The sequence below is a fragment of the Pseudomonas sp. HR96 genome (genome assembly GCF_034059295.1).
GTDB lineage: Bacteria > Pseudomonadota > Gammaproteobacteria > Pseudomonadales > Pseudomonadaceae > Aquipseudomonas.
In genome coordinates, this window is record NZ_CP139141.1 from 455,917 (window position 1) to 482,643 (window position 26,727).

Below are 26,727 nucleotides of genomic sequence, written 5' to 3' on the forward strand. Positions count from 1 at the left end.
ACAACGCAACAACAGATTTTCTGACGCCAGGCCCTACCGGCCGGCGTCTTTCAAGGAACGGGGAACAGCATGGCTCGAATTCTGATCGTCGACGATTCGCCGACCGAAATGTACAAACTCACCGGCATGCTCGAAAAACACGGGCATGAGGTGCTCAAGGCCGAAAACGGCGGCGACGGCGTGGCGCTGGCCCGCCAGGAGAAGCCCGACGCGGTGCTCATGGACATCGTCATGCCGGGCCTCAACGGCTTCCAGGCCACCCGTCAACTGACCAAGGACTCGGAGACCGCGCACATTCCGGTCATCATCATCACCACCAAGGATCAGGAAACCGACAAGGTTTGGGGTACCCGCCAAGGGGCGCGCGACTATCTGACCAAGCCGGTCGACGAAGAAACCCTGATCAAGACCCTCAACGCGGTACTCGGCGGCTGAGCCCGGCGACCGTCATGCCGGCCTCGCGTACCGCGTTCGAGCTGCTGCTGGGCATCGATCAGCGCTGCCGCCAGCGTGCCGCCAGCCTGCCGGCGCAGAGCACGCGCCTGCAGAGCTGGAGCGGCATCGGCTTTCGCCTGGGCCAGGCCTGGTACGTCGCGCCCATGGCCGAGGTCGCCGAGGTGCTGCACCCACCCCATGTGACCCGCCTGCCGGGCGTCAAACCCTGGGTGCTGGGCATGGTCAATCTGCGCGGGCAACTGCTGGCGCTGATGGACCTGGGCGCCTGCCTGGGCCTGGATGCCGAGCCCGAGCTGCTGGCGCCGCGCACGCAGCGCCGAGTGCTGGTGGTCGACCGCCAGGACGTCTACGCCGGCCTGCTGGTGGACGAAGTCAGTGGCCTGCAGCACTTCGACCTGCACGGCCTCGACCTGGCGCTGCCGGCCAGCGCCCACCCCGCCTTGGCGCCTTACCTTCAAGGATCTTTTCAGCGCGAGCGGAACTGGCAGGTGTTCAGCCCGTTCGCACTGGTCCAGGCCGCGGCGTTTCGCGACGTGGCACTGTGAGCGGCGACAGGACGGCCCATGATTAAGCTAATGGCAGGCAACTCAGTGGAAGGCTCGCGCAGCAGCGCCCAGATCGCCGGGCTGTTCGTCGCCCTGATCGTGTTCATCATGTTGCTGTTCGCCAACTTCGCCTACCTCAACACCCAGTCCACCTATGACAAGCAGTACATCGGCCATGCTGGCGAGCTGCGCGTGCTGTCCCAGCGCATCGCCAAGAACGCCACCGAGGCCGCTGCCGGCAAGGCGCCGGCGTTCAAGCTGCTGAGCGAGGCGCGCAACGAGTTCGAACGGCGCTGGGGCGTGCTGAAGAACGGCGATCGGCACACCGGTCTGCCACCGGCGCCGGCCGCCGTGCAGGCGCAGATGAAGCGCGTGCAGGCCGACTGGGACGGCCTGCGCAGCAACACCGACGCGATCCTGGCCAGCGAGCAGACCGTGCTGTCCCTGCACCAGGTCGCCGCGACGCTCGCCGAGACCGTGCCGCAGCTGCAGGTCGAATACGAGAAGGTGGTGGAAATCCTCCTGCAGCGTGGCGCTCCGGCCGCCCAGGTGGCGGTCGCGCAGCGTCAGTCGCTGCTTGCCGAGCGCATCCTGGGCTCGGTCAACACGGTGCTGTCGGGCGATGAAAGCGCCGGGCAGGCCGCCGAATCCTTTGGTCACGACGCCAACCGCTTCGGCCAGGTGCTGCGCGGCATGCTCGACGGCGACGCCAGCATCCAGATGAGCCAGGTGCAGGACAAGGACGCCCAAGCGCGCCTGCGCGAAATTGCCGAACTGTTCGAATTCGTCTCCGGCTCGGTGGACGAGATCCTCGAGACCTCGCCGGAACTGTTCAAGGTGCGCGAGGCCTCAGGCAACATCTTCAACCAGTCGCAGAGCCTGCTCGACGAGGCCTCGCACCTGGCCGCCGGTTTCGAGAACCTTGCCAGCGGCCGCTCGGTCGACACCATCGGCGGCTATGTGCTGGGCCTGGCCGCCCTGGCGTCGATCATCCTGATCGGCCTGGTGATGGTCCGCGAGACCAACCGCCGTCTGCGCGAAACCGCAGAAAAGAACGAACGCAACCAGACCGCGATCATGCGCCTGCTCAACGAGATCGAAGACCTCGCCGACGGCGACTTGACCGTCAGCGCCTCGGTGACCGAGGACTTCACCGGTACCATTGCCGACTCCATCAACTACTCCGTGGACCAGCTGCGCGACCTGGTGGGCACCATCAACCTGACGGCCGAGGAAGTCGCCGCAGCGGTGGTCGACACCCAGGCCACCGCCCGCCAGCTGGCCGTGGCCTCCGAGCAGCAGGCCCAGCAGATCAGCGATGCATCCATGGCCATCAGCGACATGGCGCAGTCCATCGACCAGGTGTCGGCCAACGCCGCCGAGTCGGCCAAGGTCGCCGAGCGCTCGGTGACCATTGCCAACAAGGGCAACGAGGTGGTGCACAACACCATCCGCGGCATGGACAACATCCGCGAACAGATTCAGGACACCGCCAAACGCATCAAGCGCCTGGGTGAATCGTCCCAGGAAATCGGTGACATCGTCAGCCTGATCGACGACATTGCCGACCAGACCAACATCCTTGCGCTCAACGCGGCGATCCAGGCGTCGATGGCTGGCGAGGCCGGGCGCGGCTTTGCCGTGGTGGCCGACGAAGTGCAGCGTCTGGCCGAGCGTTCTTCCTCGGCCACCCGGCAGATCGAGACACTGGTACGGGCGATCCAGGCCGACACCAACGAGGCGGTGATCTCCATGGAGCAGACCACCAGCGAGGTGGTGCGCGGGGCGCGGTTGGCGCAGGACGCCGGCATCGCCCTGGAGGAGATCGAAGGCGTGTCCGAGGACCTCGCGGCGCTGATCCACAGCATCTCCAACGCCGCGCAACAGCAGACCAGCTCGGCCGGGCAGATCTCCCACACCATGTCGGTGATCCAGCAGATCACCGAGCAAACCTCCTCGGGCTCCACCGCCACCGCTGAAAGCATCGGCAACCTGGCGCGCATGGCCAGCGACATGCGCCGCAGCGTCTCCGGTTTCACCTTGCCGCCCGCTCGGCAGGTCCCGTGAGGCGTACCATGATCACGTCGCCCCGGAGCCTGTATGGCTGAGTTGCCCGATTACGTCGCCCTGCGCTCGGTGGTCACAGCCATGCGTGAAGAGCTGGTGCGGGTCAAGGACCAGCTCGACCTGTTCGTGCTTGGCGATCGCCAGCAGGCCAGCGACCTGGACGCGCTGCTGCCCGCCTTGCGCCAGGTCGCCGACACCCTGGCGGTGCTCGGCTTCGGCCAGCCGCGCAAGGTCATCATCGACCAACTGGCGGTGCTGCAAAGCCTGGCGCAAGGCACGCGGCCGGCCGATGACGCCGTGCTGGTGGACGTCGCCGGCGCCTTGCTGTACGTCGAGGCCACCCTGGCCGGGCGCATCGGCTCGCTCGAGCCCAGCCAGGCCACTGCGCCCAACGCCGCCGTGACGGCGGCGCCGAGCATGGACTTGGCGCAGATCCATCGGCTGGTACTGGCCGAGGCGCGGACCTGCCTGCGCCAGGTCAAGGCGTGCATTCTCGATCACCAGGACGGTGCGCGGCCGCTGGTCGAGCATGAAGCCGCGCCGCTGACGCTGGCCGTCGAGCTGTTGACCCAGGTGCGCGGTGCGCTGAGCATGCTCGGCATCGACCGCGCCGCCGCATTGGTCAACGCCTGCCGCGAGTTCATCGGCGCCAGCCGCAGCCGTCGGCTGGCCGATGAAATCAGCGATGCGCTGAGCAGCATCGATTACTACCTCGACCAGCTTGGCAGCCAGCCCAACCTGCCCGACGAAGGCCTGCTGGACCTGGCGGAAGACGATCTGATGATGCTCGGCTACGAGCCGCGCGAGATCGCCCCTCCAGCCCAGCTTGGCCCGGCGCCGTCCGCGCTGCCCGCGCAGAGCGGGGCGCCCTCTGCGCCGCCGACGCTCAACCCCATGCCACAGTCGATACCGGCCAGCCTGCTGCCGCCGGACGCCGATGCCGCCCGGGTCGACGACGAACTGCTCGAAGTGTTCCTCGAAGAGGCCGCCGAGGTACTGGCCGCCCTGCGCGCCCACTGGCCGCAGTGGCAGCGCCAGCCTGCCGACCGCCAGGCCCTGCAGGAGCTGCGCCGGGCTTTCCACACGCTCAAGGGCAGCGGCCGGATGGTTGGCGCGTTGGTGCTGAGCGAACTGGCCTGGGCCCTCGAAAGCCTGCTCAATCGGCTGCTGGAGGGCAGTGTGCAGGCCAGCGCGCCACGCCTGGCGCTGGTGGAGCAGGCGATCCAGCGCTTGCCGGCGCTGATCGACGAATTCTCCGGTCAGCGCCAACGCCAACATGACGATGTCGACCGCCTGGCCGCCAGTGCCCATGCCTTGGCCAAGGGCGACCCGGCGCTGCCAGGCGCGGACGGCCAGCTGCTGGAGATCTTTCGCAGCGAGGTGCTGGCGCATCTGCACAGCGTGAGCGGCTTTTTGGCAGCCCATGACGAGCAGGACAGTGTCCCGGTGAGCGACGAGTTGGTGCGCGCCCTGCACACCCTCAAAGGCAGCGCCCATGTCGCCGGCGTGCCGGCGGTGGCGACGCTGGCCGACAGCCTCGACCTGCTGGCGCGCGAATACAAGGCCCATCAACTGGCCTTGCTGGCGCCCGACAGGGAGTTGCTGGGCGATGCCCTGGCGCTGTTGCAGGCCTGGCTGGCGCAGGCGCCGGACGACCCGGCGGCGGCCCTGGCCGGTGGCCCGGCGCTGGTGGCGCGCCTCGACGAGCAATTGCAGGCGCGGCTGCAGCGCTGGCAGGCGCAACCGGCCGACAGCCAGCGGGTGCGGCGCAACCCGCAACTGATCACCCGTTTCCTGGCCCAGGGCATGGACATCCTGCTCGACGCCGAATCGCTGTTGCAGCGCTGGCGCGAGCACCCGGGCCAGCGCCAGGAACTCACCGCGCTGCTCGACGAACTCACGACCCTCGGCCAGGGCGCGCACCTGGCCGACCTGAGCCAGGTCGATGAACTGTGCGAGGCGCTGCTGGACCTGTACGGCGCCGTGGAAGAAAGCAGCCTGGCCGTCAGCCCGCGATTCTTCGCCGAAGCCGAACAGGCCCATGCTGCCTTGATCGACATGCTCGACCAGATCGCCGCCGGCCAGGAGGTGCAGGCCCGACCCGAACGAGTGCAGGCGTTGCAAGCCTTGCTCGGCGAGGCGCTGGATCCCGGCGCGGTAGGTCATGTCGGCCAGGGCGGGCAAAGCGTCAGCGACCTGGCAGACCTCACCCGGCAGCTGGATCACGACAGCGCACCGGTCGCTGCGCCAGCCCCCGCCCCGGCTAGCCTGGCCGACGAGCTGGTGCAACTGTTTCTGGAAGAGGCCCTGGACCTGCTCGACAGCGCCGACCAGGCCCTGCTGCGCTGGCTCAAGCAGCCCGCCAGCGGCGCGCCGCTGCTCTCCCTGCAGCGTGACCTGCACACCCTCAAGGGCGGTGCGCGGCTGGCCGAAATCACCGCCGTGGCGGACCTGGCCCACGAACTCGAAGCGGTGTACGAAGACCTGGTGGACGGCAAGTACGGCCACAGCCAGGCGCTGCAGCGGGTCCTGCTCGACGCCCACGAACAGCTGGCGCAGATGCTCGATCAGCTTGAGCAGCAGCAATGGCCGAGCGCTGCCACCGGTGTCATCGACGCCGCCCGGCGCCTGCGTCACGACCCGGCCAGCGAGGTTGAGCAGCCCGCGCCCGCCGCCCCAGCCGAAGAAGACAGCGAGTTGCTCGAAGTCTTCCTCGAGGAGGGCTTCGACATTCTCGACAGCTCGGCCCAGGCGCTCCAGCGCTGGCACGACCAGCCGGGCAACCTGCTGCAGGTGGAGAACCTGCTGCGCGACCTGCATACCCTCAAGGGGGGCGCGCGCATGGTGGAGATCGCTGCGGTGGGCGACCTGGCCCATGAACTGGAATTTCTCCATGAGAAGGTGCTGGCCGGCACCTTGAGGGCCGATGACCGGCTGTTCGGGCTCTTGCAGCAGGCCCACGACCGCCTGAGCGAGATGCTCGAAGCGGTGCGGGCGCGCCAGCCGGTCGCTTCGGCCGAGGCGTTGATCGAACGACTGCGCAGCTTTGCCGACCCGAGTTTGTCACTGCCGCTGCCTGATATGCCGGCAGCGGCCGAAACGGTCGAACCCAGCGTGGCGCCGGCCGAGCGCGGCAGCGGCGATATGGTCAAGGTCACCGCCGAGTTTCTCGAAGAGCTGGGCAACCTGGCGGGCGAGACCTCGCTGTTGCATGGGCGCATCGAGCAGCAGGTGGATGACGCCCAGGCCGCGCTGCAGGAGATGGAAATCACCATCGAGCGCATGCGCGAACAACTGCGCCAGCTGGACACCGAGACCCAGGGCCAGATGCTCAGCCGCGACCAGGCAGCCGGCGCCGGCCAGCGCTACGACGAATTCGACCCGCTGGAAATGGACCGCCATTCGCAACTGCAGCAGCTGTCTCGCGCGCTGTTCGAATCGGCTTCGGACCTGGTCGACCTGAAAGACACCCTGACCGGGCGCAACCATCGCGCCCAGGCCTTGCTCGGCGTGCAGGCGAGGGTCAACACCGAATTGCAGGAAGGCCTGATGCGCACGCGCATGGTGCCGTTCGAACGCATGGTGCCGCGCCTGCAACGGGTGGTGCGCCAGGTCGCCAGCGAGTTGGGCAAGCAGGTCGAGCTGGAAATCGGCAGCGTCCAGGGTGAAATGGACCGCAGCGTCCTCGAGCGCATGCTGGCGCCGCTCGAACACATGCTGCGCAACGCCGTCGACCATGGCCTGGAGCGTGCCGAGGTGCGTCTGGCCGCCGGCAAGCCGGCGCGTGGCACCATCCATCTGGACGTGCGGCACGTGGGCGGCGAGATTGTCATCGTCCTCGCCGACGACGGCGCCGGCGTGCCACTGGAGGCCGTGCGGGCCAAGGCGATCAAGCGCGGCCTGCTCGCTCCCGGCAGCGCCATCAGCGACCACGACGTGCTGCAGTTCATCCTCCAGCCAGGCTTCAGCACGGCGGCCAAGATCACCCAGATCTCCGGACGCGGCCTGGGCATGGATGTCGTGCACGAGGAGGTCAAGCAACTCGGCGGCTCCATGACCCTGGACTCCAAGGCGGGGCAGGGTGCGCGCTTCGTCATCCGCCTGCCGTTTACCGTGTCGGTCAACCGCGCGCTGATGGTGCATTGTGCCGAAGAACAGTACGCCGTGGGCCTGAACACCCTGGAGGGCATCGTGCGCGTGATGCCGGGCGAACTGCTCACCTGTTACCAGCAGCAACCGCCACAGTACGAGTACGCCGGGCGTCGCTACGACCTGCGCTACCTGGGGCAGATGCTCGGTGGCCCGGGGCCGCGTCTGGTCGCCCAGACCCAGGCCTTGCCGGTGCTGCTGGTGCAGGCGCTCGACCAGCACGTGGCGGTGCAGGTCGACAGCGTGGCGGCCTCCCGCGAGATCGTGGTCAAGGGCCTGGGCCCGCTGTTCGCGGCAGTTCCGGGGCTGTCCGGGGCGACCATCCTTGGCGACGGCAATGTCGTGTTGATTCTCGACCTGCCGGCGCAGATCCGCGCCGCCCAGGCACGCCAGGTGCAGCTGGCGGCCCGGCTCGGTCGCGAACCGACGGCGCCGTTCAGCCAGCCGGCGCGGCCGCTGCTGGTGATGGTGGTGGACGATTCGATCACCGTGCGCAAGGTGACCGGACGCCTGCTGGAGCGCCATGGCATGCACGTGCTGACCGCCCGCGACGGCGTCGAAGCCATGGGCCTGCTGGAAGACCACCAGCCGGACATCCTGCTGCTGGACATCGAGATGCCGCGCATGGACGGTTTCGAAGTCGCCACCCGCGTGCGCCAGCACCCGCGCCTCAAGAGCCTGCCGATCATCATGATCACCTCGCGCACCGGGCAGAAACACCGCGACCGGGCGCTGGCCATCGGGGTCAACGAATACCTGGGCAAACCCTTCCAGGAAACCCGCCTGCTGGAAAGCATCGCGCAATGGAGCCAGCACCGTGACTGACCTGTCCCGCCAACGCCAGGACAGCCTGGTCGGCCTGCTGCTGCCTCTGGCCGACCGCTACCTGCTGCTGCCCAACGTCGCCGTCGCCGAACTGATCGACCATCAACCCGGCGTACGTCGCGCCGACGCCGAACCCTGGGACCTGGGCCTGATCACCTGGCGCAACCAGCCCGTGCCACTGCTCGGCTTCGAAGCCGCCTGCAATGCTCCCAGCCCGGTCGGCGAGCGCGCGCGCATCGTCGTGCTGCATGCCCTGGGCAACAGCGGCCGGCGCTTCATCGCCCTGCTCATCCAGGCCATCCCGCGCTCCTGCCGGCTGGATGCGCAACTGAGCTACGTCGACGTGCCCCTGGCGCCCCTGGAACTGGCTGCGGTACAGGTCGGCGACGTGGTAGCGCGGGTGCCGGACCTGGAGGGGTTGGAAGGGTTGTTGTAGGTGTGAACGGCTTTTCATGTAGTTTGGGGAAAGGTCCAATATGGCCACCACCGGCCGCCCGCGCGGCCTATCGCGGCCTATCGCGGGCTTCGCGCGCTCCTACGCTTATTTCGAGTTATATGCGTTCAGTAGCATCTCCGCGACCGCCTTTGCTGTTCGACGTCAGACCGCCAGGCACCAAGGCGGTCTTAGGCAACGGCCGCTGGATGCATGCGTTCGAAACAAACGTAGGAGCCCGCGATAGGCCGCGCGGGCGGCCGGTGGTGAGCGTGATTGAGTTTCGGACCGGCCTTGCGCCTATCTCGCACCTCCCGAATATAACCATCACATCATCTGCGTTAGCATGGCCCTCCTGTTCTGCAGTTCACGGAGGCAAAACGGATGTATCACGGTGAACGGCTCAATGCCTGGACGCACCTGGTGGGCGCCGCAGCGGCGTTCGTCGGGGCGGTGTGGTTGCTGGTGATGGCGAGCCTGCAGGGCGACCCCTGGAAGATTGTCGGGGTGGCCATCTATGGGGTGACGCTGGTGGTGCTGTACAGCGTGTCGACCGTGTATCACAGCGTGCGCGGGCGCAAGAAATCGATCATGCAGAAGGTCGACCACCTGTCGATCTACCTGCTTATCGCCGGCAGCTACACGCCGTTCTGCCTGGTGACGCTGCGTGGGCCCTGGGGCTGGAGCCTATTCGGTATCGTCTGGGGGCTCGCCGTGGTAGGCATGTTGCAGGAGATCAAGCCGCGCTCGGAGGCGCGCATCCTGTCCATTGTCATCTACGCGTTGATGGGCTGGATCGTGCTGGTCGCGGTCAAGCCGTTGCTGGCCGCACTGGGCACCGCCGGGTTCGCCTGGCTGGCGGGCGGCGGCATCCTCTATACGCTGGGCATCATTTTTTTCGCCCTCGACAAGCGCGTGCCGCACGGCCACGGCATCTGGCACCTGTTCGTGATCGCCGGCAGCCTGTTGCACTTCGTTGCGATCTGCTTCTTCGTCGTCTAGCTTTTAGGGTCTGTATGAAATGTATTCCAGCGAAGGCCAGGCAAGGCGAAAACGCGCGAGGAAGCGGAGTTGACTGATTGTCAATGAGCATTCCGACCGGGCTGGCGCACCAGCGTGCTTTCAACGCCGCATGGGCGAGCTGGGATGCATTTCATACAGAGCCTAGAAGTCGCCCCACAGCTGCTGCGCCACGGCCAACGCAACCACCGGAGCGGTCTCCGTGCGCAGCACCCGTGGGCCCAGGCGGGCGGCGTGGTAGCCGGCCTGTTGCGCTTGGGTGACCTCGGCGGCGGACAGGCCGCCCTCGGGGCCTATCAGGAAAGCCAGGCTGGCCGGCCGGGCATGGCTGATCATGGGCTCGGCGACCGGGTGCAGCACCAGCTTGAGCTCGGCTTGGGCATTTTTCAGCCAGTCGGCCAGCAGCTCGGGCGGATGAATGACCGGGACGCTGGAGCGGCCACATTGCTCGCAGGCGCTGATGGCCACCTGGCGCCAGTGGGCCAGGCGCTTGTCGGCGCGCTCGTCCTTGAGACGGACTTCGCAGCGCTCGCTGACGATCGGGGTGATTTCGCTGACGCCCAGCTCGGTTGCCTTCTGGATCGCCCAGTCCATGCGCTCGCCCCGCGACAGACCCTGGCCCAGATGAATGCGCAGCGGCGATTCGCTCTGGCCGGCGAGGCTTTCGTCAAGGCGCACGCTGACGCGCTTCTTGCCGACCTCCAGCAGTACGCCGAGGTATTCCGCGCCCGAGCCGTCGAACAGCTGCACGGCATCGCCTTCGGCCATGCGCAGCACGCGCCCGATGTAGTGGGCCTGGGCTTCAGGCAGCTCGTGTTCGCCGAGGCTGAGGGGGGCGTCGATGAAAAAACGGGACAGTCTCATTGCAGGTTCTCTAGCCCGGGTCGCGGAAGTCGGGGTGGAAGGTATTCGGCACGCTGACCTGGGTCGAGCTGCGCGTGGCGATGTCGATGCCTTCGCTGGCCACTTCGGCGAGGAAGTCGATCTGTTCGGGGGTGATCACGTAAGGCGGCAGGAAATACACCACGCTGCCCAGCGGGCGCAGCAGGGCCCCGCGCTCCAGCGCGTGCTGGAACACCTTGAGGCCGCGACGTTCCTGCCACGGGTAGGGAGCCTTGCTGGCCTTGTCCTGGACCATCTCGATGGCCAGCACCATGCCGGTCTGGCGCACTTCCGCCACGTGCGGGTGGTCGGCCAGGTGCGCCGTGGCGCTGGCCATGCGTGTGGCCAGGGCGCGGTTGTTCTCGACCACGTTGTCCTGCTCGAAGATGTCCAGCGTCGCCAGTGCTGCGGCGCAGGCCAGCGGGTTGCCGGTGTAGCTGTGCGAGTGAAGGAAGGCGCGCAGGGTCGGGTAGTCGTCGTAGAAGGCGCTGTACACGTCGTCGGTGGTCACGCACGCGGCCAGCGGCAGGTAGCCGCCGGTCAGGGCCTTGGACAGGCAGAGGAAGTCCGGACGGATGCCGGCCTGCTCGCAGGCGAACATCGTGCCGGTGCGGCCAAACCCCACGGCGATTTCATCGTGAATCAGGTGCACGCCGTAGCGGTCGCAGGCCTCGCGCAGCAGCTTGAGGTACACCGGGTGGTACATGCGCATGCCACCTGCGCCCTGGATCAGTGGCTCGACGATGACCGCCGCGACGCTGTCGTGATGCTCGGCAAGGGTCTGTTCCATCACCTGGAACATCTGCCGCGAGTGGTCTTCCCAGCTCACGCCCTCGGGGCGCAGGTAGCAATCGGGGCTGGGCACCTTGAGGGTGTCGAGCAGCAGCGCCTTGTAGGTCTCGGTGAACAGCGGCACGTCGCCGACCGACATCGCGGCGATGGTCTCGCCGTGGTAGCTGTTGGTCAGGGTGACGAAGCGCTTCTTGTTCGGCTGGCCGCGGTTGATCCAGTAGTGAAAGCTCATCTTCAGCGCAACTTCGATGCACGACGAGCCGTTGTCGGCGTAGAACACCCGGTTGAGGCCTTCGGGGGTGATCTTGACCAGGCGCTCGGACAGCTCGATCACCGGCTGGTGGCTGAAGCCGGCGAGGATCACGTGCTCCAGCTGGTCGACCTGGTCCTTGATACGCTGGTTGATGCGCGGGTTGGCGTGGCCGAACACGTTGACCCACCAGGAGCTGACGGCGTCCAGATAGCGCTTGCCCTCGAAGTCCTCAAGCCAGATGCCCTCGCCGCGCTTGATCGGGATCAGCGGCAGCTGTTCGTGGTCTTTCATCTGGGTGCAGGGGTGCCACAACACGGCCAAATCGCGCTGCATCCACTGTTGGTTCAGGCCCATGCGGGTGATCTCCGGCAAAAACAATCGCGCAAGCCTATGCAATGCGGGCTCGGGTCACAACCTTTGTCTGCCGACGGAGGCGGAGGGTCGGCGCATGGCAACCGACTTCGCTGGCAGGCCAATAGCCGGTCGCGTATCCTTCGCCGCACTTTGCCACGTAGGAAAATTCCTACTTTTCTGTGGTACTTCTGCCGGAGTTTGCTGAATGTCTGCTGGTTGGCTGCGCGTCTGTGCACTGGTAATGATTGGGCTGGGTGGCGCTTCGGCGTCGGCAGCGGATAAACCTCACACCGCCATCGTGGTCGGCGGCGGCCTGGCGGGCCTGACCGCCGCCTACGAGCTGCAGAGCAAGGGCTGGCAGGTGACCCTGCTCGAAGGTCGCGCCAACATCGGTGGCCGCGCGGGCCTGGCGGCCAGCGAGTGGATCGGCGACGCCAAGGCGCAACCGACCCTCAACCATTACCTGGACGCGTTCAAGGTGGCCACCGTGCCCGCGCCGGACTACGTGCGCGCGCCGGGCTACCTGATCGACGGCGAATACTTCTCCAGCAGCGACCTGGCGGCCAAACAGCCGGCCACCAGTGATGGCATCAAGCTGTACCACAAGGCTCTCGCCGACCTCGCCAACTCGGTCGACAACCCGGAAAACCCCGCCGCCAACAACACCCTGTTTGCCCTCGACCAGACCAACGTCTCCTCGTGGCTGGACAAGCTGGCGCTGTCGCCCACCGCGCGGCAGTTGGTCAACCAGCAGATTCGCACCCGTTATGACGAGCCTTCGCGCCTGTCATTGCTGTTTCTGGTGCAGCAGAGCCGGGTCTATCGCAACGTCGACGACCGCGACCTGCGCGCCTCGCGTCTGCCAGGCGGCAGCGTGGTGCTGGCCCAGGCCTTCCTCAAACAGCTGAAAGTGATCAAGACCCAGTCGCTGGTCTCGGCGATCACCCAGGACAAGGACGGCGTCACCGTCAAGGTCGGCGCGGTCGGTTACCAGGCCGACTATGCCGTGCTCGCCGTGCCGTTGCGTGCGCTGGCGAAGATCCAGATGACCCCGGCGCTGGATGACCAGCACCAGGCGGCCATCCGCAGCATCAACTACGGCTGGCACGACCAGCTGCTGCTCAAGTTCAAGACCCCGGTGTGGGACAGCAAGGCGCGCATGAGTGGCGAGATCTTCAGCAATGCCGGCCTGGGCATGCTCTATATCGAACCGGCGCTGAAGGGTGGCGCCAATCTGATCGTCAACCTCTCGGGGGACAATGCCCGGGTAATGCAAGCCTTTGGCGACAAGCAGATGGTCGACCAGGTGCTGATCCGCTTCAACACCTTCTACCCGCAGGCGCGCGGCGCCTTCGAAGGCTACGAAATTCGCCGCTTCAGCACCGACCCGGGCACCGGCGGTTCCTACCTGGCCTATGGCCCGGGCCAGATGACCAAGTTCTGGCGCCTGTGGGAACGCCCGGTGCAGCGCGTGGCATTTGCCGGCGAGCACACCGACACGCTGTACCCTGGCACCCTGGAAGGTGCCCTGCGCACGGGTCAGCGCGCCGCAGGGCAGGTGGTCGACCTGGCGGCAGGCAAGTCGTTCGAACCGGTGAAAGTCGTACCCGTGGCCGCCCCGGCCCCCGCTGTCGCACCGGCGCAGAAGTCGCAGGGCAATTTCTTCACACGCATCTTCGGTGGCAGTGAACCGGCCAAGCCGGTCGAGCCCGTACCCGCACAGGCTCCAGCGCCAGTACCGGCCCCTGCGCCCGCGCCTGAGCCGACTCCGGCCCCTGTCGTGCCTGTGGTAGCTCCTACCCCGGCGCCGACTCCTGCAAAACCGGCCGCGACCAAGAAAGCGCCGGTGCACAAGGCGACCGAGAAGAAAGCCACCGAGAAAAAACCGGCGGCGAAGAAGCCACCGGTCAAGAAGCCAGTGGTGAAGAAGGAAGAGCCGGCGGCTGCGCCGGCTCAGTAAAACCAGTTTGTGTCGAGGCCCATGCCATGGGCCTCGACTTGCTGGAATTCGGAGCGCTTAGTTGTCAAGCCAACCGAGTTTGATCATACATGCCCACATCGTCATATAAGAAAACAAAAAAACCTCTGTCCAGAAAAGGATTGTCAGCTTGCGTCTGAAAGGGGCGGGGACAGTGGCGAGCTGCTTTTCTGTGATCGCACCTTTTCGCAGGTATAGTTTATGAAATACCAGAACTCCAGTAAGGTGGGCGAGCATCAGTTTTTTGCTCGTTAATCCTCTGGGAAAATCTAATTTTTCTCCAGGGTTCAAAGCGTGCACCATGGCTTCCCAAACTTTTTCAAGTTGAGTGGAGGCGATGTGCCAATTCAATGCGATACAGACGAGCATGCTTAAAAACATAGGCACCGCTGTCCATAGGAATAGCAACTGCAAGATACTCATCTAATTACCTCGTAAGCAAGCTCACCGGCTTTCTTGCCTGAGTAGCTGCCTATGGCGCCACCTGCCAATGCTCGCGCCCCCCACCCCAACAACAGTCAAAATAGCTATTCCTGGGTCCATGGACGGCATGCCAATCACAAGGCAGAGCCAGTCAGCCAACATTGAAGGTGGAGATCCGGATGATACGGGACCTCCAAGCGCTGACGTGAGCGGACGGACAAAAAGGGTTAATCTATCCATCCGAATTTGAGAACGCCCACACTCAAAATCATCAAACTGAATAAGGTTATTTCCGTCCAGAACAAAATCTTGACCTTGCGCTTGAATGATTTTGGGATGCTCTGCAATTCTTCCAGTGTAGTGGCACCCTTTCTAAGATAGAAGTTCTGAAAGGCACAGATAGTTGCAACTTGCGTTAGCATGAGCACTTTTCCCCTTGAGCCATTGAATTTGTGTCTCAGATTTCCGGTCATTGAATCTTTGTTCATGCCATCCAGTACTTCGTCCAACTGTGTTGCGGCAATGTGCCATCTCGCTCCTATGCAAATGAGCATGCCCAAAAAAATTAGCAAAACGATGAGGGCTAATATTAGCTCGAAGTCGATCATCGAAATCGCTCATAAATAATTTCGGAGATGCGTTCACCTCCCATTGCTCCAAGAATTCCGCCCCCCAAGGCTACGGCGCCCACACCCGCAACGATGCAAACAGGTATCGCTGCCCCTGCCGTTGGAAGTCCCATGGCCACGCAAATCAATCCTGCTGCCGCCTGGCCGGCCATAGCGCCTACCTTGCTGCCTACGACTGATCCGGCGAAGGCCCCGGCTTCGGTAATTTTTACTCGATCACATGTTTCTTGCTCGCCAGTACGGCACACTTCCTTGATCTTCGTGATCGACGCCATGCCCCCCACACCGAGGCCAATCCAACCTCCGTACTTGACGTACGCCCCCATCTTGCTGACCTTATCAAGATGAGTGGCATACCCCGGAATTTGTCCAGGCGAACCCGCTTTGGTCCAGTGGTGTACCAAACTACGGGATGAAATCCCCAACGCCGCTTTGAGTTTTGGGTGGTCCGGTATCCCTGCGCCCACGCGAGTGATGCGGTTGAGCCTGGCGTCGAGTTTGGAGAGCAGTATTTTACGTTCGGCCATAAAATCCGCCGACTTGAGGTTGCCGTGCATCAAGAATGTTTCTATGTGAAGTTGTTCGACGCTCTTAAGCAATTTTTCGACTTCGCCTATATGGTGCCCGAGCATTGCAGCCGACGTTCCCGCTATCTGTGACCCATAGCTCAAAAAGCTTTCCAGCTGGGCATGATTCTGCGCCGTAAAATCCGCCACCTCCGGCGACACATCCCTGAGCTGGGCGTGCACCTGCGCCGCCACTTCCATCAGCAACGTCTCTTCATACGTGCAGTGCTTGTTGGCCGGATCGCCGAGCACCAATAATTCACCGGCCTTCACTGGCCCTCGTCGAGGATTGAGCGCCCTGAATTTGCGCAGGACTTCAGCTCGCGGGGAATCGAACAACCGTGCTTCCAGAGCTTCATAGGTTGTGCTTTCGGGTACCACGTAGAATCCTGGATCCTGCGGTAGTACTTGAGGCGTGGGCCCAGGCTCGGCAGCCTGCGCCTCACTCTGGGACGAGGCAGCCCGTGCCCAGGGAGACGCGGAGCGTGGCGCCAGCTCCATTGGTTGCATGTGATAGGTTGAGGCCGGCCCGCCGATATGCGTGTACATGGCATCGAAGGTCGAAGGAATCAGCTTGGCTTCACAAGGGCAGCTGCTGAGGCTGTCCAGGGTGCCCGCCGCCGGCCTGCCATCGACCATGGTGAAATGCACCCCGCCGAGGATCTCATAGACCTGACCGTTGCGGCCGCAGGTGACCTTGTCACCATCGCGGGCGATGGGCCGGCCGTTGATCAGCCAGTTGCCGCAGCCCTCGATGATTTCGCCGCCGCAGCTGGTCTCGTCACCGACGCGTAGATAAATGCCTGTGGCCATGTTCTTGTTCTGCCGATGCTCTGAAGGAGCTACCGATGCTAGGCAGATGAGCTAGCAAAATCTGTAGGATTTTTCCGGGCGTTCGGCGGGAAATTTCTGACATTTTGATAGGAGAGTCGCCGGGATGAGCTATCCGGTCAAACCGGCCTGCGGCCTCCTTGGCGCTGCCCACCCTCCCAGGTTCAATCACACACCCCAGCGGCATCTGCGCCCCGGTCCCGGCAGTTAACGTATCCTTAACGTCGCCCCTTCAGAATAACAATCGTATTCGTCGATACTTCAAAGCGAAATTTTCCGCTGTAATTCGATAGATAAAAAGCTAGTCTTTAGCGCAGATCACACAGGGTCAACTCGATGCAGCTACGCAATTCTACTTCTCGATACGGCTGGGTCAGCATCTTCCTGCATTGGGGGGTAGCGCTGGCAGTCTTCGGCATGTTCGCCCTGGGCTTGTGGATGGTCGGGCTGGGTTATTACGACCCCTGGCGCAAGGCCGGGCCGGACCTGCACAAGAGCATCGGCCTGGTGCTGTTCTTTTTCATGCTGTTGCGTGTGATCTGGCGCCTGGTCAGCCCGCCACCGCCGCCTACCCCCAACCAGGGGCGGTTGACGCGAACGGCGGCGACTTTGGGCCATCTGTTTCTGTACCTGGACTTGTTCCTGGTGATGTTCGCCGGCTACCTGATTTCCACCGCTGACGGTGTGGGAATCTCGGTATTCGGCTTGTTCGAGGTACCGGCGCTGATCAGTGGACTGCCCAACCAGGCGGACACGGCTGGCACCGTGCACCTCTACCTGGCCTGGGTGCTGGTGATCTTCGCCGTGCTGCATGGCCTGGCCGCTTTGAAACACCATTTCATCGACCGGGATGCGACGCTGGTTCGCATGCTGGGTCGCAAAGCCTGACGTTCAAACCACTCCAAGGAATACTGCACATGTTGAAAAAGACGCTCGCTGCACTGGCTCTCGGTACTGCCCTGCTGTCGGCCGGCCAGGCAATGGCCGCCGACTACAAGATCGACAAGGAAGGCCAGCACGCCTTCATCAACTTCAAGATCTCGCACCTGGGCTACAGCTTCATCTACGGTACCTTCCGTGACTGGGACGGCTCGTTCAGCTTCGATGCTGCCAAGCCTGAAGACAGCAAGATCGACATCAGCTTGAAGACCGCCAGCGTGTTCACCAACCAGGCCGAACGCGACAAGCACATCAGCAGCAAGGACTTCCTGGACGTCGCTACCTATCCTGACGCGACGTTCAAGTCGACCAGCGTCAAGACCACCGGCAAGAACGCCGATGGCAAGCTGACTGCCGACGTCACCGGCGACCTGACCTTCCACGGCGTGACCAAGCCGGTCGTGGTCAAGACCACCTTCCTGGGTGAAGGCAAGGATCCGTGGGGCGGCTACCGTGCTGGCTTCGAAGGCACCACCACCATCAAGCGCTCCGATTTCGGCAAGATGATGGACCTGGGCCCTCAGTCCGACACTCTCGAACTGGACATCGTATTCGAAGGTGTCAAAGCCAAGTAATTCTACCTGGCATAAAAAAACCGCTGCCCGTGAGGGCGGCGGTTTTTTTATGGCGGGGCAAAACCCGTGACGCTTAACCTTCGCGGTTGCGTGTCAGCAGCGCGGGCTTTTCACCGGTGCGGCGGCTCGGCAATTGCTCGAGTTGCTCCAGCTGCTCGGCCGTCGGGAAGCGATCGATCTTCGATTCCTTGTGGACGATTTTCGGCTGGCTCTGGCCGCTGCGCGGGTTGGCCACGGCGGGCTCCTCACGAGGTTGCTCGTCCCGGGCCGGGCGGCGGTTACGCGGGTTGTCGCGTCGCGGCTGGCCGTCACGGGCGGCGCCACCCGGGCGCGGGCCGCGCTTTTCCCCAGCAGCCGTGCCGGCCGGTTTCGGCGCGCCGCTGCGCGGGTTGGCCGGGCGGCCCTGGCGAGCGGCCGGAGCTGCAGTACCAGGGGCTGCCGGAGCGGCACCCGGACGGCGGCCACGGCCCTGGTTCTTGTTCTGGTACGGGCTGACGTAGTCGGCACGGTTGCCGAAGTTGTCCACTTCGTCATCCAGAAACTCGTCGGGCGCACGGTTGGCATCCTGCGCTACAGGCTTGGCGGCCTGTGGCTGGCGAGCGCCGGGCTCACGAGGCCCGCCTTGGCGCGGCTCGTTCGACCGAGGCTGGCGGGCGCCGGCTTCGCGTGGTTTCTGGTCACGGGGTTGGCGTTCAGAACGCGCCCCGGCGGGCTTTTCCTTGCCTTTGTCCTTCCCTTTGTCCTTGCGACCGGCACCGGCCGCGCCATCGGCGCGAGCGCCGCGGCCACGGGCATTGTTGGCCTGAGGGCGCTCGCGCACCTCGGGCTTCTCCGCCTCGACGGTGCTTGAATCGAAGCCCATCAGATCACCGTCCGGGATCTTCTGTTTGGTCATGCGCTCGATGCTTTTGAGCAACTTCTCTTCGTCCGGCGCCACCAGCGAGATCGCCTCGCCCTTGCGGCCCGCACGGCCAGTACGGCCGATGCGGTGAACGTAGTCTTCCTCGACGTTGGGCAACTCGAAGTTGACCACATGAGGCAACTGGTCGATGTCCAGGCCACGGGCGGCGATGTCGGTCGCAACCATGATGCGTACGGCACCGGCCTTGAAGTCGGCCAGCGCTTTGGTGCGGGCGTTCTGGCTCTTGTTGCCGTGGATGGCGACGGCGCTCAGGCCGTGTTTTTCCAGGTACTCGGCCAGGCGGTTGGCGCCGTGCTTGGTGCGGGTGAACACCAGTACCTGTTCCCAGGCACCCTGGGTGATGAGGTGCGCCAACAGCGAGCGCTTGTGGCTCGACGACAGGTGATAGACGCGCTGTTCGATACGCTCGACCGTGGTGTTGGGCGGCGTGACTTCGATGCGCTCTGGGTTGTGCAGCAGCTTGCCGGCGAGGTCGGTGATGTCTTTGGAGAACGTCGCCGAAAACAGCAGGTTCTGGCGCTTGGCCGGCAGGCGGGCAAGGACCTTCTTCACGTCATGGACGAAGCCCATGTCGAGCATGCGGTCGGCTTCGTCGAGCACGAGGATCTCGACGTGGGAGAGGTCGACGCTGCCTTGACCACACAGGTCGAGCAGGCGGCCCGGGCAGGCGACGAGAACGTCGACGCCGCGGGACATGGCCTGCACCTGTGGGTTCATGCCGACGCCGCCGAAGATGCAGGCGCTGACGAACTTCAGGTCACGGGCATAGACCTTGAAGCTCTCGTGGACCTGGGCCGCCAGTTCGCGGGTCGGAGTCAGGACCAGCACGCGCGGTTGGCGTGGGCCGTGACGCTGGGACTTGTCGGGGTGGCCGTTGGGGAACAGGCGTTCGAGAATCGGCAGGGCGAAGCCACCGGTTTTGCCTGTACCTGTTTGTGCAGCGACCATCAGGTCGCGACCTTGCAACACGGCGGGAATGGCCCGCTGTTGCACCGGGGTAGGCTGGGTGTAGCCCGCCGCCTCGATGGCACGGACTAGAGCCTCGGAGAGACCGAGGGAAGCAAAGGACATGAGTAATCCTGTTCTAAAGGGGGCTTTTGCCCAAGGGTAATCTTGCCTGGCGCGACGGGTGCGGCGTGCACTGTCGCGTCCGGTCCTGCGCGGCCTTCAATGCGCATCGCCTGGCTCGAGAGGTCGAGCGGGATGCCTTTTGCAAGGCCTGGCGTCCGGGCGTAAGCCTGGCGGGAACGCCCGAGTATAACAGAGCAATCACATTGCGCCGCTTTCCTGCTGCTCAACGGCGGCATCCAGCTTGCCGCCGGCATCTGGCGCCTTGCTCAGGTGCGCCTCGCTGTCGGCGTAGCGGTCGAGCAGCTGGCGATATTGCGGCTCCTGCTTGAAGCGCTTGAGTTCGGCGCCGAAGCGCTGGATGAGCAGGTCCATCCCGGCGTTGCGGCGCACTGCAAGGTACTGCTTTTCGTGGAAGATGACCACTGGCAACTGGCTGACCTGCTCCTGCAGGCCCATCTCACGCAATACGTGCTGGCCGACCCGGCGGTCGGTGATCACCAGGTCGACCCGGCCACGCACCAGCTTGCCGAAGTTGGCTTCGTGGGAGGGCGCGGTCTCCTGCCTGAATAGCTTGGAGTTCATGAACGACGGGCCGTAGAAGTAGCCCGGCGAGGTGCCGATGGTCAGCCCGGCGAGGTCGTCGAGGGTTTCGAACGGGTGAGGATAGGCATTGTTCTGGAACAGCATGTAGTCGACGTCCGACAACGGTTCGCCGGGGTACAGCAACTCGTTGTCCCGCGCCGTGGTATGCAGGATGTCCAGTATGCCGTCGGCCTGACCTTGCGCCAGCATGGCCAGGCAGCGCTTCCAGGGCAGGAACTGCCATTGCACATCGATGCCCAGGCGCTGGAACACCAGGGCGGTGATCTCGTAGTCGATGCCCTTGGCGATGCCGTTTTCCACATAGACGTAGGGCGCCCAGGGTTCGGTGACGATACGCAGTTTCTCCGCCGCGGCCGGCAGGCTCAGGGCGGTCAGAAACAACAGGGAAAACAGCAGGCGAATGAAAGGCATGTGGGCAGAGTACGACGAGCGGTCGCTTCATGCCAGAGCCTTCCCTGCCATGAATCACCTTTCGGGCACAGCCTGGGCCATCAGGTGCTCGAATACTTCATGCCGGCGCTGGCCCAGCAACAGGCGCACACCGGGGGTTTCCAGCCAGCCGCGCAGCTGAGGCGCGGTCAAGGGGCTGTGTGCGCGGCTTTCGAAGTTCTCCCTGGCCTTGTCCCACCAGGCCCTGGCGCAGGCCTGGTCGAACTCGTTGGCCGGGGTGCAGAAGCCGTTGAGCACTTCGCGCATGAACTGGCGCGGCAGCATCGGCAGGCCGGCGGTGGCCAGCTTGCCGGCCAGGCGCTGCAGCCGCGAGGGGCGCGGGATGTCCAGGCTGACCCGGCGCAGGTCCTGCAGGGCCCAGTCCGACAAGGGCTGCTGGCCGTGCTTGCGCAGCCAGGCGCGAACCTTGGCGCGAAACAGGGTCTTGCGGCTCCAGTAGTGGTGGATCAGGTCAGGGCAGTCGGCCAGCGCGAGCCGCGCCCGCGCGGCGATCGCCAGGCAGAACTCTTCCAGCACGTAGGCGCCTTCGCCGCGGGGGTAGAGTTCGTCCATCAGGGCGATGGAGTGATCGAGCACCGCGGCGTCGCTGCGGTGCAGGCCGATGACCCCGGAGTTGAGGGTGGCCATGGCGTCATCCGCCAGGCCGCGAGCCTCGAGGTCCTGATGCAGGTTGGTATACAGCGGCGAGTCACGGCATTCGCCGTAGGGTCGCGACACCACGTTGCACAGCAGGGTGCCGGGCTGGATGCGCTCGAACAGGCGCAGCGGCGATACCCGAAACAGCGTGTCGGTGTCGATCAGCAGGGCCAGCTCACGCTCTTCGAGGATCTGCCGCAGGGCAACGTGCTTGATGCGAAAGTGATAACCATGGGGCTCGCTCCAGGCCTCGCGGGTCGGTTGGTCGAGCAGGCGCACGTCTACCGGGAGTGAGCGGTAGGGGCTGGGGTTGTCGGTGAAGACGAGGATATCGGGCAGCGGCTCGGCGCATTCACGGGCGGCGGCGAAGGCGCTGGCGATGCTGAACACCGCCTCCTGATGGTAGGTGTCCTTGCCGAAGGCCAGGTAGACAAGCAGAGGGCGAGTAGCGGTAGTGCTGGCAAGCATCGAGCGAAAACATCCTGAAAGTACGCAGAACACGGATTTTACGACAAAAGCTTTTCAGGAGTGTTTTCGAATGATGTCCGGTTGTCTCAGCGTGGCAGATGCAGGTTGTTCCACACCGCCAGGCTCGGTTCGGCCTGGTTCAGGGTGTAGAAGTGCAACCCCGGGGCGCCGCCCTGCAGCAGTTGTTCGCACATCTGCGTGATGACCTGCTCGCCGAACGCCTGGATGCTGGCTACGTCGTCGCCGTAGGCCTCCAGCTGCTTGCGGATCCAGCGCGGGATTTCCGCGCCGCAGGCGTCGGAGAAGCGCGCCAGCTTGCTGTAGTTGGTGATCGGCATGATGCCCGGCACGATCGGCAGGTCCACACCGAGCTTGCGCACGCGTTCGACGAAGTAGAAGTAGCTGTCGGCGTTGAAGAAGTACTGCGTGATGGCGCTGTCGGCGCCGGCCTTGGCCTTGCGCACGAAGTTGGCGATATCCTGCTCGAAGTTGCGCGCCTGGGGGTGCATCTCCGGATACGCGGCCACTTCGATGTGGAAGTGATCCGCGCTTTCGGCGCGAATGAACTCGACCAGGTCGCTGGCGTAGCGCAGCTCGCCGCTGGCCATGCCCATGCCGGACGGCAGGTCGCCACGCAAGGCGACGATGCGTTCGATGCCGGCAGCCTTGTACTGCGCCAGCAGGTTGCGCAGGTCATCCTTGCTGTCGCCGACGCACGACAGGTGCGGGGCAGCGGCGACCTTCACTTCATTTTGCAGCTGTAGAACCGTGTTCATCGTGCGATCGCGCGTTGAACCGCCCGCACCATAGGTGCAGGAAAAGAAATCGGGGTTGTAGCCCGCCAGCTGGCGAGCGACGTTCAGCAGTTTGTCGTGCCCGGCATCGGTCTTGGTCGGGAAGAACTCGAAGCTGAAGCGGCGTTCCTGGGACATTTTGACACCCTGAAAGCGGAAGGCGGATGCGATACAAGCAGCTGCCTGCATGACCGGGCTTGCCCGGGAACAAGGTTGACCCAGTTCCCGAGTGAGCTCGGTCCTGCAGGGCGTGCGTCGTGGCTGCTGATCAGTAGCGGTAGGCGTGCGGCTTGAACGGACCTTCCACAGCGACGCCGATGTAGTCGGCCTGCTGTTTGGTCAGTTGAGTCACCACGCCGCCAAAGCCGCGGACCATTTCCAGGGCCACTTCTTCGTCGAGCTTCTTGGGCAGCACTTCAACGGTCAGACGCTCGGTTTTCTGGGCGGCTGGCAGGTCGGCGTACTTCTGGCCGAACAGGAAGATCTGCGCCAGTACCTGGTTGGCGAACGAGCCGTCCATGATCCGGCTAGGGTGGCCGGTGGCATTGCCCAGGTTGACCAAGCGGCCCTCGGCCAGCAGGATCAGGTAGTCGTCGTTCTGCGGGTCGAACTGGCCGGCGCCGGTGCGGTGAACCTTGTGCACCTGCGGCTTGACCTCTTCCCATGCCCAATTCTTGCGCATGAAAGCGGTGTCGATCTCGTTGTCGAAATGGCCGATGTTGCACACCACGGCGCGCTTCTTCAGGGCCTTGAGCATGTTGGCGTCGCAGACGTTGACGTTGCCGGTCGTCGTCACGATCAGGTCGATCTTGCCCAGCAGGGCCTTGTCGACGCTGGCTTCGGTGCCATCGTTCAGGCCGTCGACGAACGGCGAAACCAGTTCGAAACCGTCCATGCAGGCCTGCATGGCGCAGATCGGGTCGACTTCCGAGACCTTGACGATCATGCCTTCCTGACGCAGCGACTGGGCCGAACCCTTGCCCACATCACCGTAGCCGATCACCAGTGCCTGCTTGCCCGACAGCAGATGGTCGGTGCCACGCTTGATGGCGTCGTTGAGGCTGTGACGGCAGCCGTATTTGTTGTCGTTCTTGCTCTTGGTCACCGAGTCGTTGACGTTGATGGCCGGGATCTTCAGCTCGCCCTTGGCCAGCATGTCCAGCAGGCGGTGCACGCCGGTGGTGGTTTCTTCGGTCACGCCGTGGATGCGCTCGAGCATGGCCGGGTATTTCTTGTGCAGGATCTCGGTCAGGTCACCGCCGTCGTCGAGGATCATGTTGGCGTCCCACGGCTGGCCGTCCTTGAGGATGGTCTGCTCGATGCACCACTCGTACTCCTGCTCGGTTTCGCCTTTCCAGGCGAACACCGGGATACCGGCGGCAGCGATGGCGGCAGCGGCCTGGTCCTGGGTGGAGAAGATGTTGCACGACGACCAGCGCACTTCGGCGCCCAGCGCGACCAGGGTCTCGATCAGCACGGCGGTCTGGATGGTCATGTGGATGCAGCCGAGAATCTTCGCGCCCTTGAGCGGCTGCTCGGCGGCGTATTTGCGGCGCAGGCCCATCAGGGCAGGCATTTCCGATTCGGCGATGATGGTTTCGCGGCGACCCCAGGCAGCCAGGGAGATGTCGGCAACCTTGTAATCGGTAAAATCGGCAGGCGTCAGTACAGCGCTCATTGAAGAGTCTCCATTCGTTATGTGCGAATGGGCGCCGTTGTGCGTTAAAGGCCCGCGCCGCAAAGCGGTGCGAACAACGCCCCATCCGAGCCTGACAGGTCATAGCCTGCTGCAGCGCCCCTCGGACAGGTGGCGGGAACGACCGGGCAGAGCCGACCGTTTGAGTGAAGCTCGTCGATTATAGCTGTGCCGGCGTCCGTTCTGAAGTGTTTCCGTCGGGAGGTTTATCACCACGATAGAAGATGGGTAATGGAGAGAAGGGAAGGCCTCTGCCATGATGGCTCCATTATCAGGCCAGACGAGCAGGAGCGAGCATGAATTTCCACACGCGCAAATGGGTCAAACCCGAAGATCTCAATCCCAACGGCACCCTGTTCGGCGGCAGCCTGCTGCGCTGGATCGACGAAGAAGCGGCCATCTACGCCATCGTGCAACTGGGCAACCAGCGGGTGGTGACCAAGTACATTTCGGAGATCAACTTCGTCAGCGCTTCGCGCCAGGGCGACATCATCGAACTGGGCATCACCGCCACCGAATTCGGCCGCACCTCCATCACCCTGACCTGCGAAGTGCGCAACAAGATCACCCGCAAGAGCATCCTGACCGTCGACAAGATGGTCTTCGTCAACCTCGGCGAAGACGGCCTGCCGGCGCCGCACGGGCGAACCGAGATCAAGTACGTGAAGGATCAGTTTCAGGATGAGGTGGTTTAGCCCTGAGTATCGTTGCGCGTCCTGGCTGCTCATTGCGAGCAGTCTGTTGATCCACTCATCGACCACAGTGGGAGCGCCAGCCCGCAGGCCGGTTTGACCTGATAGCTCATCCCGGCAACTCTCCTATCAAAATGTCAGAAATTTCCCGCCGAACGCCCGGAAAAATCCTACAGATTTTGCTGGCTCATCTGCCTAGCATCGGTAGCTCCTTCAGAGCATCGGCAGAACAAGAACATGGCCACAGGCATTTATCTACGCGTCGGTGACGAGACCAGCTGCGGCGGCGAAATCATCGAGGGCTGCGGCAACTGGCTGATCAACGGCCGGCCCATCGCCCGCGATGGTGACAAGGTCACCTGCGGCCGCAACGGTCAGGTCTATGAGATCCTCGGCGGGGTGCATTTCACCATGGTCGATGGCAGGCCGGCGGCGGGCACCCTGGACAGCGTCAGCCAGATCCAATGATCTCCATGCACTCGGCGATAATCACGTGCGCAGGGATCATCTCCCTCGGACTGTTCCTCGGTAAGTGGATCATCGGCAAATTCATTGAATCTGAGCTGGATGGCCTGTTGGAGCGGATGAGCAAAGCCTCCAACAGGGCCCAAAAGATATCACCGCTACCGGAGTTTATCGGAAAGCTTGCATTGGTTGTGCAGATTTCGGCAGGCATCACTTTCCCGAAAAGAGCCATGAAATCCGGTGCGATGACCCTCGAGGAACTTCAATGCATACCCGCAATCATGAAGCGAAAGCTGAAAGCCATCTTTTGGGTATATACGACGTTATTCATCGGGCTAGTGATCACAGGGGCTGCAATCAAACTCACGGGACTTAGATAGAGTTTTGTCCGAGCCGGCCTTGAAGGCCAGCTGGGGCCCATGATGCAGTTACAACCCTTTCATCCAGCCCAGCCCCTGCGAGGTATCACCCTTGGGCCGATACTCGCAGCCGATCCAGCCGGTGTAGCCCAGCTCGTCGATCAGCTTGAACAGCTGCGGGTAGTTCAGCTCGCCCATGTCCGGCTCGTGGCGGTCCGGGACGCCGGCGATCTGGATATGGCCGATGCCGGCGAAGTCGCGGTGCAGCTTCACCGACAGATCGCCTTCGACGATCTGGCAGTGATAGCAGTCGAACTGCACCTTGAGGTTGGCCGCGCCGACTTCGGCGCAGATGGCGTGGGCCTGGTCCTGGCGATTGAGGAAGAAGCCCGGCATGTCGCGAGTGTTGATCGGCTCCAGCAGCACGGTGATGCCGGCCTTGGCCGCCTGGGCCGTGGCGTGGCGCAGGTTTTCCAGGTACACCGCGTGGTGCTTGCCACGCAGGCTTTCGTCCGGCAGCAGCCCGGCCATGACGTGGATGCGATCGTTGCCCAGCACCGCAGCGTATTCCAGGGCGCGCTCGAAGCCCTGACGGAACTCGCTCTCGCGGCCTGGCAACGAGGCGATGCCACGCTCGCCGGCGGCCCAGTCCCCTGGTGGCGCATTGAACAGCGCCTGCACCAGACCGTTGTCGGTCAGGCGCTGCTTGAGCTGCTCGGGGCTGTAGTCGTAGGGGAACAGATATTCCACAGCCTTGAAACCATCGGCGGCGGCCGCCGCGAAGCGGTCGAGAAAATCGTGCTGCGGGTAAAGCATGCTGAGGTTGGCAGCGAAACGGGGCATGGCGATCTCCA

Annotated in this window: 23 protein-coding genes and 1 riboswitch; of the genes, 12 read left to right on the forward strand and 11 right to left on the reverse strand. The window is 64.0% G+C overall.

Annotated features, from left to right (window positions below; all coding sequences use genetic code 11):
- Nucleotides 1-69 precede the first annotated feature (69 nt).
- The 6 genes from pilH to trhA all read left to right on the forward strand — a co-directional run bounded on the left by pilH (nucleotide 70) and on the right by trhA (nucleotide 9,477).
- The gene (gene pilH, locus SFA35_RS02180; protein WP_320574736.1) at nucleotides 70-435 is read left to right on the forward strand and encodes a twitching motility response regulator PilH; all 366 of its coding nucleotides are present in this window, start codon (nucleotides 70-72) and stop codon (nucleotides 433-435) included.
- A gap of 14 nt (nucleotides 436-449) precedes the next feature.
- Nucleotides 450-1,001 (forward strand): chemotaxis protein CheW, encoded by a 552-nt coding sequence (locus tag SFA35_RS02185; protein ID WP_320574739.1) that lies wholly within the window; start codon nucleotides 450-452, stop codon nucleotides 999-1,001.
- A gap of 18 nt (nucleotides 1,002-1,019) precedes the next feature.
- Nucleotides 1,020-3,068, forward strand: coding sequence for a methyl-accepting chemotaxis protein (locus tag SFA35_RS02190; RefSeq protein WP_320574741.1), 2,049 nt, complete (start codon nucleotides 1,020-1,022; stop codon nucleotides 3,066-3,068).
- 42 nt (nucleotides 3,069-3,110) lie between these two features.
- Nucleotides 3,111-8,042 (forward strand): Hpt domain-containing protein, encoded by a 4,932-nt coding sequence (locus SFA35_RS02195; RefSeq protein ID WP_320578803.1) that lies wholly within the window; start codon nucleotides 3,111-3,113, stop codon nucleotides 8,040-8,042.
- 1 nt (nucleotide 8,043) lies between these two features.
- Nucleotides 8,044-8,478, forward strand: a complete 435-nt coding sequence (locus tag SFA35_RS02200) for a chemotaxis protein CheW (RefSeq protein ID WP_320578805.1) — start codon at nucleotides 8,044-8,046, stop codon at nucleotides 8,476-8,478.
- A 381-nt stretch (nucleotides 8,479-8,859) separates the two neighbouring features.
- Nucleotides 8,860-9,477 carry a PAQR family membrane homeostasis protein TrhA gene (gene trhA, locus SFA35_RS02205; RefSeq protein ID WP_320574743.1) on the forward strand — a complete coding sequence of 206 codons (618 nt, stop codon included), beginning with the start codon at nucleotides 8,860-8,862 and terminating at the stop codon, nucleotides 9,475-9,477.
- Nucleotides 9,478-9,639: 162 nt separating this feature from the next.
- On the opposite strand, the gene SFA35_RS02210 is transcribed toward trhA, so the two are convergent.
- Nucleotides 9,640-10,359, reverse strand: a complete 720-nt coding sequence (locus SFA35_RS02210) for a 16S rRNA (uracil(1498)-N(3))-methyltransferase (RefSeq protein ID WP_320574745.1) — start codon at nucleotides 10,357-10,359, stop codon at nucleotides 9,640-9,642.
- A gap of 10 nt (nucleotides 10,360-10,369) precedes the next feature.
- Complete coding sequence (locus SFA35_RS02215; protein WP_320574748.1) at nucleotides 10,370-11,776, reverse strand: adenosylmethionine--8-amino-7-oxononanoate transaminase; 1,407 nt, start codon at nucleotides 11,774-11,776, stop codon at nucleotides 10,370-10,372.
- A 205-nt stretch (nucleotides 11,777-11,981) separates the two neighbouring features.
- Here SFA35_RS02215 and SFA35_RS02220 point away from each other — a divergent pair, with 205 nt between their 5' ends.
- Nucleotides 11,982-13,736, forward strand: coding sequence for a flavin monoamine oxidase family protein (locus SFA35_RS02220; RefSeq protein ID WP_320574751.1), 1,755 nt, complete (start codon nucleotides 11,982-11,984; stop codon nucleotides 13,734-13,736).
- Between the two features lie 57 nt (nucleotides 13,737-13,793).
- Here SFA35_RS02220 and SFA35_RS02225 read toward each other — a convergent pair whose 3' ends face one another.
- The 3 genes from SFA35_RS02225 to SFA35_RS02235 all read right to left on the reverse strand — a co-directional run bounded on the left by SFA35_RS02225 (nucleotide 13,794) and on the right by SFA35_RS02235 (nucleotide 16,185).
- Complete coding sequence (locus SFA35_RS02225) at nucleotides 13,794-14,177, reverse strand: hypothetical protein (RefSeq protein WP_320574753.1); 384 nt, start codon at nucleotides 14,175-14,177, stop codon at nucleotides 13,794-13,796.
- A gap of 227 nt (nucleotides 14,178-14,404) precedes the next feature.
- Nucleotides 14,405-14,785: a hypothetical protein gene (locus SFA35_RS02230; protein ID WP_320574755.1), complete on the reverse strand. Its 381-nt coding sequence runs from the start codon at nucleotides 14,783-14,785 to the stop codon at nucleotides 14,405-14,407.
- Nucleotides 14,782-16,185 carry a PAAR domain-containing protein gene (locus tag SFA35_RS02235; protein WP_320574757.1) on the reverse strand — a complete coding sequence of 468 codons (1,404 nt, stop codon included), beginning with the start codon at nucleotides 16,183-16,185 and terminating at the stop codon, nucleotides 14,782-14,784. The genes SFA35_RS02230 and SFA35_RS02235 overlap by 4 nt, the downstream gene beginning before the upstream one ends.
- Before the next feature lie 354 nt (nucleotides 16,186-16,539).
- Between SFA35_RS02235 and SFA35_RS02240 the strand changes: the two genes are divergently transcribed.
- Together SFA35_RS02240 and SFA35_RS02245 are read left to right on the forward strand one after the other, a co-directional pair.
- On the forward strand, nucleotides 16,540-17,091 hold the full coding sequence (locus SFA35_RS02240; protein WP_320574760.1) for a cytochrome b: 552 nt from the start codon (nucleotides 16,540-16,542) through the stop codon (nucleotides 17,089-17,091).
- Nucleotides 17,092-17,120: 29 nt separating this feature from the next.
- The gene (locus SFA35_RS02245) at nucleotides 17,121-17,717 is read left to right on the forward strand and encodes a YceI family protein (RefSeq protein ID WP_320574762.1); all 597 of its coding nucleotides are present in this window, start codon (nucleotides 17,121-17,123) and stop codon (nucleotides 17,715-17,717) included.
- Nucleotides 17,718-17,790: 73 nt separating this feature from the next.
- Here SFA35_RS02245 and SFA35_RS02250 read toward each other — a convergent pair whose 3' ends face one another.
- The 5 genes from SFA35_RS02250 to ahcY all read right to left on the reverse strand — a co-directional run bounded on the left by SFA35_RS02250 (nucleotide 17,791) and on the right by ahcY (nucleotide 24,339).
- The gene (locus SFA35_RS02250) at nucleotides 17,791-19,710 is read right to left on the reverse strand and encodes a DEAD/DEAH box helicase (RefSeq protein ID WP_320574767.1); all 1,920 of its coding nucleotides are present in this window, start codon (nucleotides 19,708-19,710) and stop codon (nucleotides 17,791-17,793) included.
- Between the two features lie 198 nt (nucleotides 19,711-19,908).
- Nucleotides 19,909-20,724, reverse strand: a complete 816-nt coding sequence (locus SFA35_RS02255; RefSeq protein WP_320574769.1) for a substrate-binding periplasmic protein — start codon at nucleotides 20,722-20,724, stop codon at nucleotides 19,909-19,911.
- A gap of 54 nt (nucleotides 20,725-20,778) precedes the next feature.
- On the reverse strand, nucleotides 20,779-21,867 hold the full coding sequence (locus tag SFA35_RS02260; protein ID WP_320574771.1) for a hypothetical protein: 1,089 nt from the start codon (nucleotides 21,865-21,867) through the stop codon (nucleotides 20,779-20,781).
- A gap of 86 nt (nucleotides 21,868-21,953) precedes the next feature.
- Nucleotides 21,954-22,799 carry a methylenetetrahydrofolate reductase [NAD(P)H] gene (gene metF / locus SFA35_RS02265; RefSeq protein ID WP_320574773.1) on the reverse strand — a complete coding sequence of 282 codons (846 nt, stop codon included), beginning with the start codon at nucleotides 22,797-22,799 and terminating at the stop codon, nucleotides 21,954-21,956.
- A gap of 130 nt (nucleotides 22,800-22,929) precedes the next feature.
- Nucleotides 22,930-24,339: an adenosylhomocysteinase gene (gene ahcY, locus SFA35_RS02270; protein ID WP_320574775.1), complete on the reverse strand. Its 1,410-nt coding sequence runs from the start codon at nucleotides 24,337-24,339 to the stop codon at nucleotides 22,930-22,932.
- Nucleotides 24,340-24,361: 22 nt separating this feature from the next.
- Nucleotides 24,362-24,468, reverse strand: a riboswitch (S-adenosyl-L-homocysteine riboswitch).
- Between the two features lie 185 nt (nucleotides 24,469-24,653).
- Between ahcY and SFA35_RS02275 the strand changes: the two genes are divergently transcribed.
- From SFA35_RS02275 to SFA35_RS02285, 3 genes are all read left to right on the forward strand, one after another.
- Nucleotides 24,654-25,052: an acyl-CoA thioesterase gene (locus SFA35_RS02275; protein WP_320574777.1), complete on the forward strand. Its 399-nt coding sequence runs from the start codon at nucleotides 24,654-24,656 to the stop codon at nucleotides 25,050-25,052.
- 234 nt (nucleotides 25,053-25,286) lie between these two features.
- Complete coding sequence (locus tag SFA35_RS02280; protein ID WP_320574780.1) at nucleotides 25,287-25,517, forward strand: PAAR domain-containing protein; 231 nt, start codon at nucleotides 25,287-25,289, stop codon at nucleotides 25,515-25,517.
- Nucleotides 25,518-25,522: 5 nt separating this feature from the next.
- Nucleotides 25,523-25,894: a hypothetical protein gene (locus tag SFA35_RS02285; RefSeq protein ID WP_320574782.1), complete on the forward strand. Its 372-nt coding sequence runs from the start codon at nucleotides 25,523-25,525 to the stop codon at nucleotides 25,892-25,894.
- 48 nt (nucleotides 25,895-25,942) lie between these two features.
- Here the strand turns inward: SFA35_RS02285 and otnI are convergent, their stop codons facing one another.
- Nucleotides 25,943-26,716 (reverse strand): 2-oxo-tetronate isomerase, encoded by a 774-nt coding sequence (otnI, locus tag SFA35_RS02290; RefSeq protein WP_320574784.1) that lies wholly within the window; start codon nucleotides 26,714-26,716, stop codon nucleotides 25,943-25,945.
- Nucleotides 26,717-26,727: the final 11 nt, after the last annotated feature.

Bases quoted from the DNA above. Each gene is read 5' to 3' on its own strand.
- pilH (WP_320574736.1), top strand. From the start codon at position 70: ATGGCTCGAATTCTGATCGTCGACGATTCGCCGACCGAAATGTACAAA.
- SFA35_RS02185 (WP_320574739.1), top strand. From the start codon at position 450: ATGCCGGCCTCGCGTACCGCGTTCGAGCTGCTGCTGGGCATCGATCAG.
- SFA35_RS02190 (WP_320574741.1), top strand. From the start codon at position 1,020: ATGATTAAGCTAATGGCAGGCAACTCAGTGGAAGGCTCGCGCAGCAGC.
- trhA (WP_320574743.1), top strand. From the start codon at position 8,860: ATGTATCACGGTGAACGGCTCAATGCCTGGACGCACCTGGTGGGCGCC.
- SFA35_RS02210 (WP_320574745.1), bottom strand. From the start codon at position 10,359: ATGAGACTGTCCCGTTTTTTCATCGACGCCCCCCTCAGCCTCGGCGAA.
- SFA35_RS02215 (WP_320574748.1), bottom strand. From the start codon at position 11,776: ATGGGCCTGAACCAACAGTGGATGCAGCGCGATTTGGCCGTGTTGTGG.
- SFA35_RS02220 (WP_320574751.1), top strand. From the start codon at position 11,982: ATGTCTGCTGGTTGGCTGCGCGTCTGTGCACTGGTAATGATTGGGCTG.
- SFA35_RS02225 (WP_320574753.1), bottom strand. From the start codon at position 14,177: ATGAGTATCTTGCAGTTGCTATTCCTATGGACAGCGGTGCCTATGTTT.
- SFA35_RS02230 (WP_320574755.1), bottom strand. From the start codon at position 14,785: ATGATCGACTTCGAGCTAATATTAGCCCTCATCGTTTTGCTAATTTTT.
- SFA35_RS02235 (WP_320574757.1), bottom strand. From the start codon at position 16,185: ATGGCCACAGGCATTTATCTACGCGTCGGTGACGAGACCAGCTGCGGC.
- SFA35_RS02240 (WP_320574760.1), top strand. From the start codon at position 16,540: ATGCAGCTACGCAATTCTACTTCTCGATACGGCTGGGTCAGCATCTTC.
- SFA35_RS02245 (WP_320574762.1), top strand. From the start codon at position 17,121: ATGTTGAAAAAGACGCTCGCTGCACTGGCTCTCGGTACTGCCCTGCTG.
- SFA35_RS02250 (WP_320574767.1), bottom strand. From the start codon at position 19,710: ATGTCCTTTGCTTCCCTCGGTCTCTCCGAGGCTCTAGTCCGTGCCATC.
- SFA35_RS02255 (WP_320574769.1), bottom strand. From the start codon at position 20,724: ATGCCTTTCATTCGCCTGCTGTTTTCCCTGTTGTTTCTGACCGCCCTG.
- SFA35_RS02260 (WP_320574771.1), bottom strand. From the start codon at position 21,867: ATGCTTGCCAGCACTACCGCTACTCGCCCTCTGCTTGTCTACCTGGCC.
- metF (WP_320574773.1), bottom strand. From the start codon at position 22,799: ATGTCCCAGGAACGCCGCTTCAGCTTCGAGTTCTTCCCGACCAAGACC.
- ahcY (WP_320574775.1), bottom strand. From the start codon at position 24,339: ATGAGCGCTGTACTGACGCCTGCCGATTTTACCGATTACAAGGTTGCC.
- SFA35_RS02275 (WP_320574777.1), top strand. From the start codon at position 24,654: ATGAATTTCCACACGCGCAAATGGGTCAAACCCGAAGATCTCAATCCC.
- SFA35_RS02280 (WP_320574780.1), top strand. From the start codon at position 25,287: ATGGCCACAGGCATTTATCTACGCGTCGGTGACGAGACCAGCTGCGGC.
- SFA35_RS02285 (WP_320574782.1), top strand. From the start codon at position 25,523: ATGCACTCGGCGATAATCACGTGCGCAGGGATCATCTCCCTCGGACTG.
- otnI (WP_320574784.1), bottom strand. From the start codon at position 26,716: ATGCCCCGTTTCGCTGCCAACCTCAGCATGCTTTACCCGCAGCACGAT.